This window comes from Corynebacterium jeikeium, from assembly GCF_000738175.1.
GTDB lineage: Bacteria > Actinomycetota > Actinomycetes > Mycobacteriales > Mycobacteriaceae > Corynebacterium > Corynebacterium jeikeium_C.
The window spans coordinates 1-15,777 of sequence record NZ_JFCH01000050.1; the positions used below are offsets into that span (position 1 = coordinate 1).

General features: G+C 63.3%; 14 protein-coding genes. 6 read left to right on the forward strand and 8 right to left on the reverse strand.

Annotated features, from left to right (window positions below; all coding sequences use genetic code 11):
* On the reverse strand, positions 1-989 hold a 989-nt coding region (locus JQ46_RS07855; RefSeq protein ID WP_034986974.1), incomplete at its 3' end, for a helicase-associated domain-containing protein.
* 125 nt (positions 990-1,114) lie between these two features.
* Positions 1,115-3,706, reverse strand: coding sequence for a helicase-associated domain-containing protein (locus tag JQ46_RS07860; protein ID WP_034986977.1), 2,592 nt, complete (start codon positions 3,704-3,706; stop codon positions 1,115-1,117).
* 180 nt (positions 3,707-3,886) lie between these two features.
* Between JQ46_RS07860 and JQ46_RS07865 the strand changes: the two genes are divergently transcribed.
* Entirely contained in the window at positions 3,887-4,075 is a 189-nt protein-coding gene (locus tag JQ46_RS07865) for a hypothetical protein (protein WP_005294448.1), read from the forward strand.
* A gap of 177 nt (positions 4,076-4,252) precedes the next feature.
* Here the strand turns inward: JQ46_RS07865 and JQ46_RS07870 are convergent, their stop codons facing one another.
* Complete coding sequence (locus JQ46_RS07870; protein ID WP_034986979.1) at positions 4,253-4,879, reverse strand: resuscitation-promoting factor Rpf1 domain-containing protein; 627 nt, start codon at positions 4,877-4,879, stop codon at positions 4,253-4,255.
* A 429-nt stretch (positions 4,880-5,308) separates the two neighbouring features.
* Here JQ46_RS07870 and JQ46_RS07875 point away from each other — a divergent pair, with 429 nt between their 5' ends.
* Complete coding sequence (locus JQ46_RS07875) at positions 5,309-5,692, forward strand: cold-shock protein (protein WP_034986981.1); 384 nt, start codon at positions 5,309-5,311, stop codon at positions 5,690-5,692.
* A 58-nt stretch (positions 5,693-5,750) separates the two neighbouring features.
* Here the strand turns inward: JQ46_RS07875 and JQ46_RS07880 are convergent, their stop codons facing one another.
* Together JQ46_RS07880 and JQ46_RS07885 are read right to left on the reverse strand one after the other, a co-directional pair.
* Positions 5,751-6,344, reverse strand: coding sequence for a DUF2771 domain-containing protein (locus tag JQ46_RS07880; protein ID WP_034986983.1), 594 nt, complete (start codon positions 6,342-6,344; stop codon positions 5,751-5,753).
* Between the two features lie 72 nt (positions 6,345-6,416).
* A complete protein-coding gene (locus tag JQ46_RS07885; RefSeq protein WP_237744782.1) occupies positions 6,417-7,112 on the reverse strand; it encodes a glutaminyl-peptide cyclotransferase in 696 nt (231 codons plus the stop codon).
* A 225-nt stretch (positions 7,113-7,337) separates the two neighbouring features.
* Here JQ46_RS07885 and JQ46_RS07890 point away from each other — a divergent pair, with 225 nt between their 5' ends.
* From JQ46_RS07890 to JQ46_RS07900, 3 genes are all read left to right on the forward strand, one after another.
* Positions 7,338-8,081, forward strand: coding sequence for a DUF3027 domain-containing protein (locus tag JQ46_RS07890; RefSeq protein WP_034986985.1), 744 nt, complete (start codon positions 7,338-7,340; stop codon positions 8,079-8,081).
* 202 nt (positions 8,082-8,283) lie between these two features.
* Entirely contained in the window at positions 8,284-9,786 is a 1,503-nt protein-coding gene (locus JQ46_RS07895; protein ID WP_034986987.1) for an NCS2 family permease, read from the forward strand.
* Between the two features lie 2 nt (positions 9,787-9,788).
* A complete protein-coding gene (locus JQ46_RS07900) occupies positions 9,789-10,670 on the forward strand; it encodes a TrmH family RNA methyltransferase (protein WP_034986999.1) in 882 nt (293 codons plus the stop codon).
* A gap of 6 nt (positions 10,671-10,676) precedes the next feature.
* On the opposite strand, the gene JQ46_RS07905 is transcribed toward JQ46_RS07900, so the two are convergent.
* The 3 genes from JQ46_RS07905 to serC all read right to left on the reverse strand — a co-directional run bounded on the left by JQ46_RS07905 (position 10,677) and on the right by serC (position 14,079).
* Positions 10,677-11,591, reverse strand: coding sequence for a DUF6928 family protein (locus tag JQ46_RS07905; protein WP_034987002.1), 915 nt, complete (start codon positions 11,589-11,591; stop codon positions 10,677-10,679).
* Positions 11,592-11,612: 21 nt separating this feature from the next.
* A complete protein-coding gene (gene sepH, locus JQ46_RS07910; RefSeq protein ID WP_034987105.1) occupies positions 11,613-12,785 on the reverse strand; it encodes a septation protein SepH in 1,173 nt (390 codons plus the stop codon).
* 136 nt (positions 12,786-12,921) lie between these two features.
* Positions 12,922-14,079 (reverse strand): phosphoserine transaminase, encoded by a 1,158-nt coding sequence (gene serC, locus JQ46_RS07915; RefSeq protein ID WP_034987005.1) that lies wholly within the window; start codon positions 14,077-14,079, stop codon positions 12,922-12,924.
* Between the two features lie 361 nt (positions 14,080-14,440).
* Here serC and JQ46_RS07920 point away from each other — a divergent pair, with 361 nt between their 5' ends.
* On the forward strand, positions 14,441-15,718 hold the full coding sequence (locus JQ46_RS07920; protein ID WP_034987007.1) for a citrate synthase: 1,278 nt from the start codon (positions 14,441-14,443) through the stop codon (positions 15,716-15,718).
* Positions 15,719-15,777 lie beyond the last annotated feature (59 nt).

A 15,777-nucleotide genomic window follows, 5' to 3' on the forward strand; every position in this document is an offset into this window, starting at 1 on the left:
AGGGTGGCGGTGAGCCCCAGACGGCGGCGAGACTGCAGGTCGGAGGTCATGCGGAACACCGGGGCAGGCAGCAGGTGAACCTCGTCGTAAATGATTAAGCCCCAGTCGCGGGAGTCGAACAGCTCCAGCGCCCGGTATTCGCCCTTCGACTTGCGCGTGACCACTTGGTAGGTGGCGATGGTCACGGGGCGGATCTCCTTCTTCTCTCCGGAGTATTCGCCGATTTCATCCTCCGTCAGGGAGGTGCGGCGCACTAGCTCGTCCTTCCACTGCCTGCCCGCGACGGTGTTCGTCACCAGGATCAGGGTGGTGGCCTTTGCCTTGGCCATCGAGGCCGCGCCGACCATCGTCTTTCCCGCACCACACGGCAGCACTACCACGCCCGAGCCGCCTTCCCAGAAGCTATCGGCCGCCATCTCCTGGTAGTCGCGCAGCTGCCATTCTTCGTGTTCCTGCGACAGCTCGATGGGGTGTGCCTCGCCGTCGACGTATCCCGCCAGGTCCTCTGCGGGCCAGCCGACCTTCAGCAGTTCTTGCTTGAGCCTGCCGCGCTCGGAAGGGTGCACAACGATCGAGTCCTCGTCGATGTCTGCGCCCAACATGGGCTTGATCTTTTTGTGACGCCGGATCTCCGTCAACACAGCCCTGTCCGTCGTCTCTAGCACGAGCCCGTGGGCGGGGTGTTTGATGAGCTTCAGCCGCCCGTAGCGATCCATCGTGTCGGCAATGTCGATGAGCAGCGGTTGCGGGACGGGGAACCGCGAGTAGGTTTCCAGCACGTCCATGACCTGCTCCGCGTCGTGCCCTGCGGCGCGGGCGTTCCACAGCGCCAGCGGGGTGATGCGGTAGGTGTGCACGTGTTCCGGCGCGCGCTCCAGTTCCGCGAACGGTGCCAGCGCGGTGCGCGCCTCCTGCGCCTGTTCGTGGTCGATTTCCAGCAGCACAGTCTTGTCCGATTGGACGATCAGGGGGCCGGTGCCGATGCTCACTAGCTGGATACTCCTCACAAGGTGTCGGGGGTTGCTCTAGGTTTGTCTTGTCTTTGGGACAACCTTCTACTGTAGTCGCCCTGTGGTCGCACAGTGGTCGCCCACAGCAGCTCTGCTGTGGTGCGCTAGTACTCCACGCTGCTGAGGCGGTGCGGCTGCACGGTAAAGCTTTCCCCGCTGATCTCGGAGACCACAGCGATGGTGGATGGGCGAATCATGACGATTGAGACCTGGTCGCTGGTTTGCTTGCCTTCGTTGTTTACGTAGCTGATCCGCACGGTGGTGCCGGCGGAATACGCCCGTGAGATCGCGGCCATCATCTCCTCGGCGGTGTGCACCACGCGGGTGTCGCCGTGCTGGCCTGTCCCTGCGCCCGTAGCGCTGGCGTCGGCCCGATCCGCATTGTCATGGCTGCGCCGGAAGCCCTCGATGGCGCTGGCAATCACTTGGGAGTCCGCGCCCGCCTCTTCATCTGGCCCCATGTGCGGGTCCGAGCGCAGGCTCGCGCGCAGCCCCTCGCGCTTGGGCGTGGCCACCCGCGACAGCACTGGGGCGTCCGCGTGCGCCTGCCCGCCCTCCAGGCGCAGCTGCACGCCCATGGCCTCCAGCCGATCGGTCACAAACGATAGCTGTGCTGCAGAAACCGCCACCGTCGGCGCGATCTTCCGCAACCGCAGCCCGTCGATATCTGGCAGCGCCAGGATTCGGTCCAGCGCCTCGGGCTCTGTCACACTCAGATACATCTGCGCCACCCCGGCTGTCGCCTGTGAGAGGCTGCGCTCCGCATCGTGGAGCATGTAGCGCAGCGCCTGCGGGACGTTCTCCGCCCCGCCCAGTGCGCGGTCTTCCAAAAACTCCTCGATCTCGGCGGCGCCAAGCCCCGCCCGCAGTGCCCGCTCCACGGATTCCTTGGACATTCGCCAGACGCTGGCCATGCCCCCGGATTCCTGATCACTGAACTTCGCCAGCATCGCCTGGTCGGCCGGACGCAGCAGTCCCGGCGCCATGATCGTGTGGTCTGCCTGCACAATCAGCTGCTCCACTGGGGCAGGCAGAATCTCTGCCAGCGCGTCGGCCAGATCCGCCACGGGGTTTGCCGCAGGGTTTGTTCTGCCGCTCAGCACGTCGCGCAGCGCGCCCATCGCCCGGGTGGGCACGGTGTCTCTTCTTAATGACGCCAACACGCCGACCTCTTTAGCCTCCTCCCACACCGCATTCCAGGCGGTGTGCGTGGTGCGCCAGGCCTCGCCGGGTCGCACGCGCCAGAGTTCTCGTTGAATTTCGGCTGGCTGGGGCGTGGGGGCGTCACTACCAAAAGAGCCAATACCAGCGAACAGTGACGGGAAGGTTCGGCGCAGGCCGCGGGCGGCGTGGGATGCCGTACCGGCCTCGAAGGGGCGGACGTCGGGCTCGTCGACCAACCACGGGGCATAGGCGCTGCCAGCCCAGCCGACTAGCAGGATCGCCCAGGCGGTGGCGGGGGATGCCTCCAGGAAGTCGAGGGCGAGCTCCGTGGGCGCCCAGTAATCGCGCGCGGGCTGGCCGGCTGGGGTGGGAGTAGCCCGACCACGGCCGATGAGGTTCGCGTGGGCGAGCCACGTCAGCAGGTGCAGGGTGGTCTCGGCGGGCTCGTCACGGCGGCGGGCGACCTTATTGACCTCGCGGGTGCCGATGCCGCCAGAGGAGAGGGGGACGATCGGGTTGCGGCCGAGATCCTCGATGAGGTGGCCGAGATCCTGGATCAGCTGGACGGCCTGGGCCGCGCCAGCGTCGTCGGCGCGGGAGTTGGTGGTGCGGTCGGTGGGGTCAGTGGCGGCAACGCCCGAAGCATCGGTGCCGACCTGGGGTGCGGTGGTGAAGCGCCCACCCGGGTCGGCGATCAGCGTGCCACGCAGCAGTTGTTGCACGCGACCCGTTAGGCGAGCTGTCGTATCGTCCAGCTGATCCAAGATTCCCCGGCGCACCAGGGTGGGCAGGGGTTTGGATGGGTCCGCACCCTCGTGCAGGGAGGTCGAATGCCCCACCCCACCCCCGGCGGCGAGAGTGGAAAGCAGGCGGCGCTGGCGGGGCGGAAGCTCGTCCACGACCTGCGGAAGCTCGCTGGTGGGGATGGGGCAGCGGGTGGAATCGACCAGCCGCCAGAGCTGTTCCGTGGATGGCTCGAACATGCGCGGCAGATGAGGCGGAATCTTCAGACGCGTCGTCGCGCCGGGCAGATCGGGGTGGGGGAGTGCGAAGTCCGGGCCGAACACCAGACCCCAATGGCAGAGGGATTGCACGGCAGCGCAGATCTCTTCTTCGTTGGGGCGCTGTGTGTCGGGAGTGCCGGCGATGTCAAAGAGCTCGGCAAGCATGTCGACGAGCTCCGCCACCGTGCGCGGATGGTGCACTGCATCGAGCTCGCAGGCCGCGTGGCAGACCGCGAGCTCAAGGGAGTTCAGGTGGAGCAGCGCCGGATCGGGGGAATCCGCGAACAACTCAGTGTGGCGGCTGCGCCCCGGGGTGGACACTGCAGCGGAGAGGTTATCGAGCGCAGCGTTGTTGCCGGTGAGGTTCTCCACGAAGGTGGTGGGGTTGGAAGCCAGCAGGCGAGACAGCAGATCCGCGAGTGCTTCGTCCGTCTGCCCGAACAGCCAGTCCCCGTAGGAGGGAAACTCGCTGCGGAGGGAAGCAGGGGAGCTGCCATCAGCGGTGGAGTTCGCGGAGTTGTGATGCATAATCGCCCTATTTTAGCTGGAAACTTAGTGTTCTTGGGGTGCGGTACAGGGCACGGGGCAGGCGGAGGATCGTCGAGTAGTGGTTTGGGACATGGAGAAATGCGGTGGAACGGGTGGGGATGTGGGTGGAAATCGCCACTTCGTGTGTCCTTTTCCTTGGCGATGTGCAAAGATACAACTATGGCTAACGTTGAGAAGAAGGGCTATGTCGACGCAGGCTGGCCGACCGATATTCCAGAGGGCCGTCACGCTGTTACCGAGCTGGTGGCTGATACCGCGGGTGCCCTGAGCCCCTACGGTGACATCGAGTTCCCCGTCGATGCTTCCGAGCTTCCGTACGTGCACTCGTTCACTGTTATTAACAAGTAAACTGGACTGACAAACTAGGTGGCGCGCCTCCCCGCACGGGGAAGCGCGCCACCTTTCGTTTGCGACTGCCTGATACGTGCCTCGTGGACGCCTTTCGAGTGCCTAGTCTGCGCCCACGAACAAAAGCCGGGTCGGCACGTCACTGTGTGCCGACCCGGCTTTTAGCTAGGCCTGATCTTAGTGAGGCAGAACAGCCTTCAGCTGAGCGGAGTACTGCTTGTAGGTGTGGTTCAGGGAGTGCTTGTTGGCCTTGTAGTAGTCGGTCACTTCCTTCGGCACGGAGAAGCCGAGCGCCTCGATGCGCTTCACCAGTTCATCGTAGAACTTGTCTACAGCCAGAGCATTGGAGTTGCGGGACAGGTCGCGGGCGGCCTTCTGCACAACCGGAGCCGGTGCGGCCGGCTTTGCCTTCGGCTTTGCGGAGACGTTGCGCTGGGTCGGCTTGGAGTTCAGGCCCAGCTTGGCGGAGCAAGACGGCCATGCGCCCCAGCCCTGGCCAGCCAGAACGCGCTCTGCGACGGCGATCTGCTGCTCACGAGTGGCCTGGTATGCGTAAGGTGCATACTGCTTACCGCCGTAACCAGCCCAGGTGGACGGGCTGAACTGCAGGCCACCGTGGTAGCCGTTGCCGGTGTTGATGGACCAGTTGCCGCCGGACTCACACTGAGCCAGGCGATCCCAGTCGGAATCCGGTGCTGCGGAAGCGGTCGGTGCCAGCAGTGCAGAGGTAGCTGCAACTGCTACGCCTGCGACGGAAAGGCGGGCTGCGGTGGTGAAAGAGCTGGTCTTTGCGTGACGTGCCATGTTTGCTGAGTTTCCCTTCGGGCGCCTTGTCTTGAGTTATGGCGCCTTTTGTTTCGTTATCTCTCGAAGATCTCTTGGTCTTTTGGGATCTCTTCGATCCTTTAAGTTCAGTGATCTTCTTGCTTTTGTGACGTCGAGCCGTTTGCTCGTTCGCCTTAAGGTCATGGGCTACCGTACTGGTTTGTCACGTTTGTGTCACGTTTCTTGCAAGGTTTGAAACTTATGTAACGTTAAGGCGGCTTCCTGAAACGCTTATTGACCTGGAATTTATAGGAATGAATCCATTCTGTTATAATTTCGTAATGTGACGAAGATCACATTTGTTGTGTAACGCCTGTGGTTGGTGTGACTAGCGAGTGAGATTTGCTCTGCCTTAGCATTCTCGCTAACCTAGGTCATTCTATTGACTTCAAGGAATAGGGTGATCCCATGCCAACCGGAAAAGTGAAGTGGTACGACGCAGACCGCGGCTACGGCTTCGTCAGCAACCCTGGGGACGAAGACGTCTACGTCGGTTCCCAGGTGCTGCCCGACGGCGTCACCGAACTGGTCAAGGGCCAGCGCATCGAGTACGAGTTCATTGCTGGTCGCCGTGGACCGCAGGTTCACACCATGACGGTGCTGGATAACGGCCCCCGTCGTGCGCAGCACAAGTACAACCCCGAGCAGCTCCACCAGATGGTGCAGGATACGATCACGCTGCTCGATAGCAGTGTGCTGCCCGTGCTGCAGTCCGGTCGCCGCCCAGAGCGCAAGGAGGCCCGCCAGGTGGCGGAGATCCTGCGTACCATCGCGCGCGAGCTCGACAACTAGCGGTCGCACTCCACACTTCTTAAGACAAACCCCCTCGCACCCCCTTAGTAAAGGGGAGCTACTGGGCGATCTCGATCGACCAGATGGTTGCGTAGGGGGTTTGCTCGTCGTTGTCGTCCAAGCCGACCAGCATAGAGTGCAGCTCCAAGATCTTGAGCTGAGGGGTTCTCCCATCGTCGGTCTTCACGGAAGCCTCGAGATCCAGCGTGACCTCCTCACGCTCGTAGCTCTTGTAGTAGTTGTCTTGGTTAGCGCCCGGCTCGTCGAAGATCTGCAGCAGCGACCAGTCGTGGTCGTACACATCCTCCGGCGGCTTCAGCGTTATCTTTTCGGCGTCCCCCACCTGCAACTTGTAGGGCTCAGAAGGCTTACAGTCCGGATCGTCTAGCTGGCAGACGGAGTAAGGGGCGATCTCGTGCTCTTCGCCATCGACCACGGCAATGATGCGTTGATCCTGCGGCAGCGTTTCGATCTTCCCGTCCTGCCAGCGGTTGTAGAGCAGCACGCCGCCGATGACCACCACCACGAGGGCGACGATTGCCCCCATCGTCATCAGCTGCTTGCGCTGGGCGCGCTTGCGCTGCTGCTTCTTGGATAGCTTCGGCGCGGGCTTGCCGGAAGGCTTCGGACTGGTTTTCTCTTGCTCGCTCACGCTTCCCGATCCTAATTCACTGGCCGGACAAGCCCTAACCCTCAGTGCCCCACTGTGCCTCGCTGCGCTTTCTTAGCCCTGCGGCTCTTTAAAGCGCACCTCGTACATCTCGTCCCACAGCTTGCCGGTCAGGTAGAAGCGTCGGTCGTTTGGAGAGCTGCCCGGCACGACCGCGATGCCATTCAGCACGTCCGCGCCGTCTCGCTGTGCCGCGGGGAACAGCCCGGCGGTGTCCACGACATGTGTGACCTTCCCGTCCTCCGGGTCGATCTCCAGGATCGTGTCGGTCTGCCACACGTTGGCCCATACCTTGCCGTCGGCGGTGCACTCCAGTTCGTTGAGTTGGTCGGTGCCCTCCACCTCCACGGAGCCGGTTTTGGCGAAGGTCTCGGGGTCGCGGAAGGTCAGCGTTCCCGTGCCGTCGCTCATCACCAGCCGATCCTGCTGGGAGCACAGGCCCCAGCCCTCGGTCTCGTAGTCGGCCTGGTCAATCTCCTCGAGCGTGCGGGCATCGCGCTTGATCGCGGTGTGTTCCTTCCACGTCAGCTGCCACACAGTATCACCGTGAATGGCCACACCCTCGCCGAACAGGTCCTTGCTTAGGCTCTGTTCGTCTGTCTTCTCGCCTTCCAGGTCCGTGTAATAGATCTGCGATTCGCCGTACAGTCCCGTGCCGACCAGCAGTCGCCCGTCGTCGGCCGTTTCTAGCCCCTGGGTAAACGCGGCCTGGTCCCACGGGTGCACCTCGTCCACCGTGGCCTCGAGCATTGGTGCATCGCCGTACTCTTTAGCTGTAGTCCCTGGTTTTATTGCGGACGCCCCGTCGTCGCCACCGCACGCCGATAACGCACACGCCACAGCCGCAGCTCCGACAGCTGCGAGCACCTGGGAAGTGACCCGCCCCTTGCGGGGCTGGGGGAGGGATGCGTGAGGGTGGCGTCGATAAGAGAACATGCAACCATCATGCATCACAGTGAGTGGGCGGCAGGCATAATGGTTCAAGTGAGTAAGAAGAAAAAGGCAGATCCGATTCTTTTTTCGGCGGAGGCTAAGGAAACAGCCCGCGCCGCGGTGGAAGAGGTAGGCGGCGACGAGGTGGGGAAGGCCCTCGGCATCGCAACAGACGGCGAGGGTTTGGGGATTTACCGCTACGCCAGCCGAGTGCCCGGCTACCGCGGCTGGGAGTGGGTCGTGGTGCTGGTGACGGTGCCGGGCAGTGGGGTGCTCACCATTAACGAGGTCAGTCTGCAGGCCGGCAAGCATGCCTCGCTGGCCCCGGAGTGGGTGCCCTACGAGGACCGCGTGCAGCCAGGCGACTTGGGGCCGGGCGATACGCTCCCTCCGCGCAGGGATGACGAGCGGCTGACCGCGTGGGCCAAGCTGCAGGACGGCGATGGCTTCCTGCGAAACCCGCAGGCGGGCAACACACTTTCACACGAGGGGCTACGCCAAGCCTGCAAGCGCTGGCGCGAGGGGAACTACGGGCCGCGCTCCGAGTTTGCGAAGAAGGCAGACCTGCAGTGCGAAACCTGCGCGTTCTACTTGCCATTCGACAACGTGGAAAACGGTGTGGGCGTGTGCGCGAACGAATACTCCGCCGACGGGCGCGTGGTGCAACGGGACTATGGCTGCGGTGCGCACTCGGCGACGGTGGAGGAATCCATCGGCGAGGAGCTCGGGGAGGGCACCAACAATTACGGTGTGTACGTCGACGAAGGCTTCTCGCGCTTCGAATAGATAGGGCGTCGGCCCCAGCCGGCCCGGCTAGACCTCGCTAGCCCTGGCGCTCTTGGGGTGCCAGAACGGGTACCTAATAGTTGCATTAATGCCCCGCGGGGTGGTTACTTATAACTTGACGTTTCAAATTGTGGTGGCTGCCTACGGTTCTGCTGAAGGGTAGCTTCCGCGCTCACACCGAACAGGTAGGGGAGAATTCCGCATGGCAGATGCACAGGCCGCCAAGGCCGCCAAGGCCGCCAAGACAGAATCTGGGGAACCGCAGGATCGTGGCTTCCTAGACCGCTATTTCCACATTTCGGAGCGCCGCTCGACGGTGGGCACCGAGGTCCGCGGTGGTGTGGTCACGTTCTTCGCGATGGCCTACATCATCATCCTAAACCCGCTGATTCTAGGCACCAGCGCGGACATCAACGGCGACGAGCTGGGCACCGCCCGCGTGGCCGCGGTTACCGCCTTGGCGGCGGGTGTTATGACCATCGCCTTCGGCATCATCGCCCGCTATCCCTTCGGCATCGCCGCTGGTCTGGGTATTAACACCCTGGTGGCGGTCACCTTCGTCGGCACAGAGGGGCTGACCTGGCCGGAAGCCATGGGCCTGGTGGTCATCGACGGTGTTGTCATCGTGCTGCTGGCCATCACGGGCTTCCGTGAGGCAGTGTTTAACTCCATCCCGAGCTCGCTGAAGGCAGCCATCGGCGTGGGTATTGGCCTGTTCATTGCGATGATCGGCTTGGTGGACTCTGGCTTCGTCCGCCGCATTCCGGACGCCGCGGGCACTACCGTCCCTGTTGGCCTGGGTATCAACGGCTCCATTGCTTCCTGGCCCACGTTCGTCTTCGTCCTTGGCCTGCTGATCTGCGGCACCCTGGTGGTCCGCAACGTTCGCGGCGGCCTATTCATCGGTATCGTCGCCAACACGATCATCGCCATGATCGTGGAGGCGCTCACCCACACCGGCCCGTCCGTCGTTGACGGCGAGCCGAACCCCGAAGGCTGGAACCTGGCGGTACCGCAGAGCCCGGATTCTCTGGGCGGCATGCCGGACCTTTCCCTGGTCGGCGCCGTGGATCTGTTCGGTGCTTTCACCCGCGTGGGCGTGCTGGCAGCCTGCATGTTGATCTTCACCCTGGTATTGGCCAACTTCTTCGACGCTATGGGAACCATGACCGCCCTGGGTAAGCAGGCTCAGCTGATGGATGAGGAAGATCGTCTGCCGAACCTGCGCACGGCCCTGATCGTTGAGGGCGGCGGCGCGATCGTCGGTGGCTCGGTCTCTGGTTCTTCGAACACCGTATTCGTGGACTCCGCGGCGGGCATCGCCGACGGCGCCCGCACGGGTCTGGCCAACGTGGTTACCGGCCTGCTGTTCATTCTGGCGATGTTCTTCACACCTCTATACGAGGTTGTGCCGATCGAGGCTGCCGCCCCGGTTCTGGTGATCGTGGGTGCGATGATGATGGCGCAGATTAAGGACATTGACTTCACGCGCTTCGACATCGCCCTGCCCGCCTTCTTGACCATCGTGGTCATGCCGTTTACCTACTCGATCGCCAATGGCATCGGCGTGGGCTTTATTACTTACGTCGTGATGGCGCTGGTCGGCGGCCGTGCAAAGAAGGTCCACCCGCTGCTGTACCTGGTGGCTGCGATGTTTGTGGTCTACTTCGCCGCCGACCCGGTGATGGATCTGCTGCGAGGCTAGCCATGGCAGACCTTTCGCCCATCCGGATCGATGACCCGCGCGACCCGCGCCTGGACGACTTTCGGAACCTCAACGCTTCCGACAAGAAGTCCGGCGAGCAGCTGATCATCGCCGAGGGCACATTGGTCGTCCCGCGCCTGCTCGCGAGCCCCTATCCAACCCGCGCTGTCGTGGGGTTCCCGGGGAAGCTGCGGGCGATCGAGGAGGAGCTGTCTCGTTCTCTTTCTGGTGATGACGCCACCTTCTCCGTGTTTGAGGTGTCCCGCGAGGTCTTGAAGGAGGTCGCGGGTTTCGATATGCACAGGGGGCTGGTTGCGTCGGCGGATCGGCTGCCGACGAGTGCTGGCACAGGGGCTGCCGGAACCAGCGCTGTGGAGGCAGTGCTGGATCACGTGGAGGAAACCCCCGAAGCCAGCGGCGTAATCGCCGTGCTGGAGGGCGTGGGGGACCACGAGAATATCGGCTCCATCTTCCGCAACGCAGCGGGGCTCAACGTGGATGCCGTGCTGTTCGGCGCGGCCACCGCCGATCCGCTGTATCGGCGCAGCGTGCGCGTCTCCATGGGGCACGTGCTGCGCCTGCCGTGGGCGAAATTCCCCGGTGCGACGACCACCTGGCAGCGGGATCTGACGCTGCTGCAAAGGCGCGGCTACGAGGTGGTGGCGCTCACGCCAGCGGGAGATATCACGCTCCGCGAGGCCACGGAAGCAGCCCGCGGACGGGGGAAGAAGGTGGCGGTCATGGTCGGCGCGGAGGGGCCTGGCCTGACGGAGCACGCCATGCGCGCCGCGGATGTGCGCGCCAGCATCCCAATGGCCCACGGAACCGATTCGCTGAACGTGGCCACGGCGGCGGCCATCGCCTTCTACGAGGCAGTGCGCTAGGCGGGTTTACTCCCCGCGGCTGCGGCGGCGCACCTCGTCGCCGATCTTTTTGGAGGCCCCGCGCAGCCCCTTCAGCCCAGCGGAAAGCCCCTTGCGCGCCCCCTGACCCAGGGAGTTCAGAACGTTCTTGGCTACCTCCGCGCCGCTGGGTTCGCTCTCGCGGGACGGGGCAGCGTAATCGTCGTAGCCTTGCTCATCGTCGTAGACGGAGACCATGTCGTCCGGTGTGGTGCGCCCATGCGTTAGACCGTCGTACTCGGAGGACTTCGCCTCTGGGCGACCGTCTACGGCGAAAGCTGCAATGGGCAGTGCCGGGCCGGAGGCGGAGACCGTAAAGCCGAGCCAGGCCTCGATGGCCGCGGCTGCCAGCTCCGCGGGGATGAAAGGCAGTTGGATGCCGCTGGCCTCGGTGTTGCCGGCCCAGTAGTCAGCCTCGAACTCGCCGGGCAGCCCAATGTCCTCGAACACCGTCTCGCGAGTGGCGCAGAAAGAGCGCTTGAGTTGGCCGCCGGACCAGTGGGCGAAGCCCCCGAAGGTTTCGTCGACCTCCTTGGAGGCTGGATCCCCACCGTCACCGGGCTTCGTCGAGGCTGCGGTTTCCAGGTCTGCCACCACGCAGGAGGCATACACGTCAGCCGCGCTGACCAGCGTGCGGTAGCGCTCCGGTAGTTCGGAGAGCTTCCGTAGGTCGGGGATTACCGTTTGCACCACGGATAGCCCCGGGTAGCCGCCGATGTAGAACTCATCGGTGCCGGGGGTCGCGCTGCGGGTCATGTCGAAGTCGCCGATGTGCGTCAGCGGCCAGGCCGGGTTCAGCTGTGCCAGGTACTTGCGGGCGAAGCCACGATCGACCTTATGCTCCTGGTTCACCACGGTGCTGGGGTTGGCAGCGTTCACAAACCAAAGGGTCACCAGGGTCACAGCTGTGGCTCCTTCTATCGCCTAGTTCTTTTTCTTGGGGTTGGTGCGCACACCCAACAGGACGTCCTCCCAGTGCGGAGTGACGGCCTTGCGCTTACGCTTCGGCTTCGCGACCTTAGCGTCAGGGTGCATTAGGAATTCATTATCGCCGCGGTCGCCTCGCTCCGCAGGGGAATCGTCGCCGGCGGGGGGAGTGGCCTGCGCGGCCGGAGTCCCGGGAACCCCGGGAGCGCCGATCTCGTCAGATCGGTTGCTCTGCTGGTTCAGCTCGGCCTGGTCGTCCTCCCAGTACTGTTCCTCGGGAGCCTGCGTTGGGTGCAGCAGGGGTGTCACCGGGGAAACGCTGCGTACCGGCTGTCCGTAGCGCGGGTTCACCAGGTCGCCGGCGATGCTGTTGTGTGGGTGCGCCAGTGCCTTTTCCGAGCCGCGCAGCTCGATGATGAACTCCGCGACGTGCGTGTTGGTTCGCCCGGCCGCGTCCTTTTCCCAAGACACGGTGACGATCCACTGCTTGGTGGAGTTTTGGTAGGCATCCCATTCGGCGTCCGAAAGAGACTCCCCGTGCGCCGCCAGAGCAGTGGCCAGAACCTCCCACAGCGGTTGGTTCGATACGCCATCCCCGTTCACTGGCAGCGCCGCGTGCGCGAGCTCTGCGATGCGTGCGCGCTCCTGCAGGATCGGCCAGGCGTAGGGTTCGATGCGCGACTCGTCCGTGTCCGCCTCGTCCGCCAGCTCGGCGACGGTGGCACCGTGGCGGATGCGGTCCTGGATCACGCGCGGGGACATCGAAATCCGAGTGCGGTGCGGACGCGCGTTGGGGCGATCCTGTCCGCGACCCTGGAACAGTGACGCCACCTCGGCCTCCACCGCTTCCTCCTCAGCGCGGGTTGCCGCTTGCTCCTCCTCCCGGTGTGCCTCTGCGGGATCCGTGGCGGTATCGGTAGAGCCGCCAGGGCTGGGCGTGCTGGTGGTGCCAGAGTCGGAATCTTCGGATGCTCCGGAACGAGCATCGCCTTCGGCTTCTACGGAAGCGCTGTCCGCGCTGGCCGTGGGGGCGTCACTAAGAAAAGAGCGCAACTCGTCGGTGACGGGCAGAAAGTACTCGGCGATGGGGCCGCCGACGGCGGGGTCAACGGCGCGCAGCACGAGCGACGAGGCATCGCTATCGGCGACGACAAATTTCAGCTCTTGCAACGTGGCCTCCTGACGGATGGTGCGGCAAATGACGGCGGTGTTATTAACATCACCCTCCAACCTTAGCTAAAAGCACGGTTGGAGGGTGAGTAGATTCAGTAGCTAGCCGAAGGCGAAACAGTAGCCAGAAAATGGGCTACTTGGCTGCGTGGCCGCCGTCGAGGATGAAGTCGATGGCGCCGGTCAGCTTCTTGACGTCCTCCGGGTCGATGGCCGGGAACATGCCGATACGCAGTTGGTTACGGCCCAGCTTGCGGTAAGGCTCGGTATCCAGAATGCCGTTGGCGCGCAGGATCTTGGCGATCTTGGCGGCATCGATGTTCTCGTCAAAGTCGATGGTGCCGACAACGAGGGAGCGGGCATCCGCATCCTGCACAAACGGGGTGGCCTCTGCGCGGGCATCGGCCCAGCTGTACAGGGTCTTGGAGGACTCGGTGGTGCGAGCCACCATGCCGTCCAGGCCACCGTTGGCGTTCATCCACTTCACCTGGTCGTCCAGCATCAGCAGGGTAGCGACGGCCGGGGTGTTGTAGGTCTGGTTCTTGCAGGAGTTATCCACGGCGGTCTTCAGATCCAGGAAGGCCGGGATGTAGCGGTCGGAAGCGGCGATCTCTTCCACGCGCTCCAGGGCGGCGGGGGAGAAGGCTGCCAGCCACAAGCCACCGTCAGAGGCGAAGCACTTCTGCGGGCTGAAGTAGTAGACGTCGGCCTCGTTGAGGTCGACGGGCAGGCCGCCGGCGCCGGAGGTTGCGTCGATGGCGACCAGGGTGTCGTCCGAAGCGGCCTGCGGACGGGTGACCGGAACCATCGCGCCGGTGGAGGTCTCGTTGTGCGCCCAGCCGATCAGATCGGCATCGGTTCCATCCAGCTCGCTCGGGGACGGAGCGGTGCCCGGCTCGCCCGCGACGATCTGCGGCTCGTCCAGCCACGGAGCCTTCTTGGAGACGCTGGCGAACTTGGAGGAGAACTCGCCGTAGGTCAGGTGCGCGGACTTATTGCGGATCAGGCCGAAGGAAGCGGCATCCCAGAAAGCGGTGGCGCCACCCAGGGAGAGAACGATCTCGTAGCCCTCCGGCAGGTTAAACAGCTGGGACAGCCCCTCGCGTACGGAACCGACGACGTCCTTCACACCAGCCTGGCGGTGAGAGGTACCCAGAATTGCGGCGTTGTCCTGGATGGCCTGCAGCTGGGCTGGGCGAACCTTGGACGGGCCACAGCCGAAGCGGCCATCGGCGGGAATGAACTCCGCGGGGATGGTGGGCAGGGTGTTTTGGTCGTTGGCAGGTGCGTTCATCTTTCCCTCTGATCGCTCGTATTTTTTGCGCTTGACTCTATAGGGTAGACCTTCACGCTGACGACTTGGCCTAAAGGTGTCAAAAATATAAGAATCGTGGGTGGTGGAGCTGTGTTTCACCCCCGCTTAAGCCAGGCAGTCTGTCGTGCGCGTCACATAGGCACTACAGTGTGCCGTATCCCCCCGTCGGCTTTGCTATGCAAGTAACGCCATACGGGGAAGTCCTAAAGCGGCTACAATTTACAAATGAAACCGTGAATCTGTGTTCCGCTCCATCGGTGCCGGCGCAAGCTTCTACCAAAAGTAATCGCTACAACATTCGCTGCGGGCAGGCACGTGAACATTTCAGAAAGGGATGTCAATGGCTACTGATAATCAGGACAAGGCCGTTCTCCACTACCCAGGTGGAGAGTACGAGATGGACATTGTCCACGCCACCGAAGGTAACGACGGTGTTGCACTGGGTAAGATGCTGGCAGAAACCGGCTTGACCACCCTGGATCCCGGCTACGTGAACACCGGTTCCACCAAGTCCGCTATCACCTACATCGACGGTGCAAACGGCATCCTGCGTTACCGCGGCTACGACATCGCCGACCTGGCTAACAACGCAACCTTCAATGAGGTTTCCTACCTGCTGATCAACGGTGAGCTGCCGAACAAGGAGCAGGCAGAGGAGTTCAACACCAACATCCGCAACCACACCCTGCTGGATGAGGACTTCAAGGCACAGTTCCGCGTGTTCCCGCGCGACGCTCACCCGATGAGCGTTCTGGCTTCCTCCCTGAATATTCTGTCCACCTACTACCAGGACTCCCTGGACCCGCTGAATCCGGATCACCAGAAGCTGAACACCTACCGCCTGATGGCGAAGGTGCCGATGCTGGCTGCTTACGCTTACCGCGCTTCCAAGGGTAAGCCGTACATGTACCCGGATAACTCCATGAATGCGCGCCAGAACTTCCTGCGCCAGATGTTCGGCTACCCGACCGAGCCTTTCGAGGACGACCCGGTGGTCACCAAGGCTCTGGACAAGCTGCTGATCCTGCACGCTGACCACGAGCAGAACTGCTCCACCTCCACCGTCCGCATGGTTGGTTCTTCCCAGGCCAACATGTTCGTCTCCATCGCCGCAGGCATCAACGCACTGTCCGGCCCGCTGCACGGCGGCGCTAACCAGGCCGTTCTGGAGATGCTGGAGGAGATCCACGCTAACGGTGGCGACGCTACCGACTTCATGAACCGCGTGAAGAACAAGGAGCCGGGCGTTAAGCTGATGGGCTTCGGCCACCGCGTCTACAAGAACTACGACCCGCGCGCGGCCATCGTCAAGGAGTCCGCACACGAGATTCTGGATCACCTGGGTGGTGACCACCTGCTGGATCTGGCTATGAAGCTGGAAGAGATCGCGCTGGCTGATGATTACTTCATCTCCCGCAAGCTCTACCCGAACGTTGACTTCTACACCGGCCTGATCTACCGCGCCATGGGCTTCCCGACGGACTTCTTCACCGTCCTGTTCGCCATGGGCCGCCTGCCGGGCTGGATCGCTCACTACCTGGAGCAGGTCAATGATCCGACCGCGAAGATCAACCGTCCGCGTCAGATCTACACCGGCGAGGGTGCGCGCAAGCTCTAAAACCTTTTTGGTGACGCCCCCTTGGGTTCAGCTACGCAATGCGTATGCCCCCAAGGGGG

Coding starts and splice junctions, on each gene's coding strand:
- JQ46_RS07860 (WP_034986977.1), bottom strand. CDS start 3,706: ATGCATCACAACTCCGCGAACTCCACCGCTGATGGCAGCTCCCCTGCT.
- JQ46_RS07865 (WP_005294448.1), top strand. CDS start 3,887: ATGGCTAACGTTGAGAAGAAGGGCTATGTCGACGCAGGCTGGCCGACC.
- JQ46_RS07870 (WP_034986979.1), bottom strand. CDS start 4,879: ATGGCACGTCACGCAAAGACCAGCTCTTTCACCACCGCAGCCCGCCTT.
- JQ46_RS07875 (WP_034986981.1), top strand. CDS start 5,309: ATGCCAACCGGAAAAGTGAAGTGGTACGACGCAGACCGCGGCTACGGC.
- JQ46_RS07885 (WP_237744782.1), bottom strand. CDS start 7,112: ATGCTCGAGGCCACGGTGGACGAGGTGCACCCGTGGGACCAGGCCGCG.
- JQ46_RS07890 (WP_034986985.1), top strand. CDS start 7,338: ATGGTTCAAGTGAGTAAGAAGAAAAAGGCAGATCCGATTCTTTTTTCG.
- JQ46_RS07895 (WP_034986987.1), top strand. CDS start 8,284: ATGGCAGATGCACAGGCCGCCAAGGCCGCCAAGGCCGCCAAGACAGAA.
- JQ46_RS07900 (WP_034986999.1), top strand. CDS start 9,789: ATGGCAGACCTTTCGCCCATCCGGATCGATGACCCGCGCGACCCGCGC.
- serC (WP_034987005.1), bottom strand. CDS start 14,079: ATGAACGCACCTGCCAACGACCAAAACACCCTGCCCACCATCCCCGCG.
- JQ46_RS07920 (WP_034987007.1), top strand. CDS start 14,441: ATGGCTACTGATAATCAGGACAAGGCCGTTCTCCACTACCCAGGTGGA.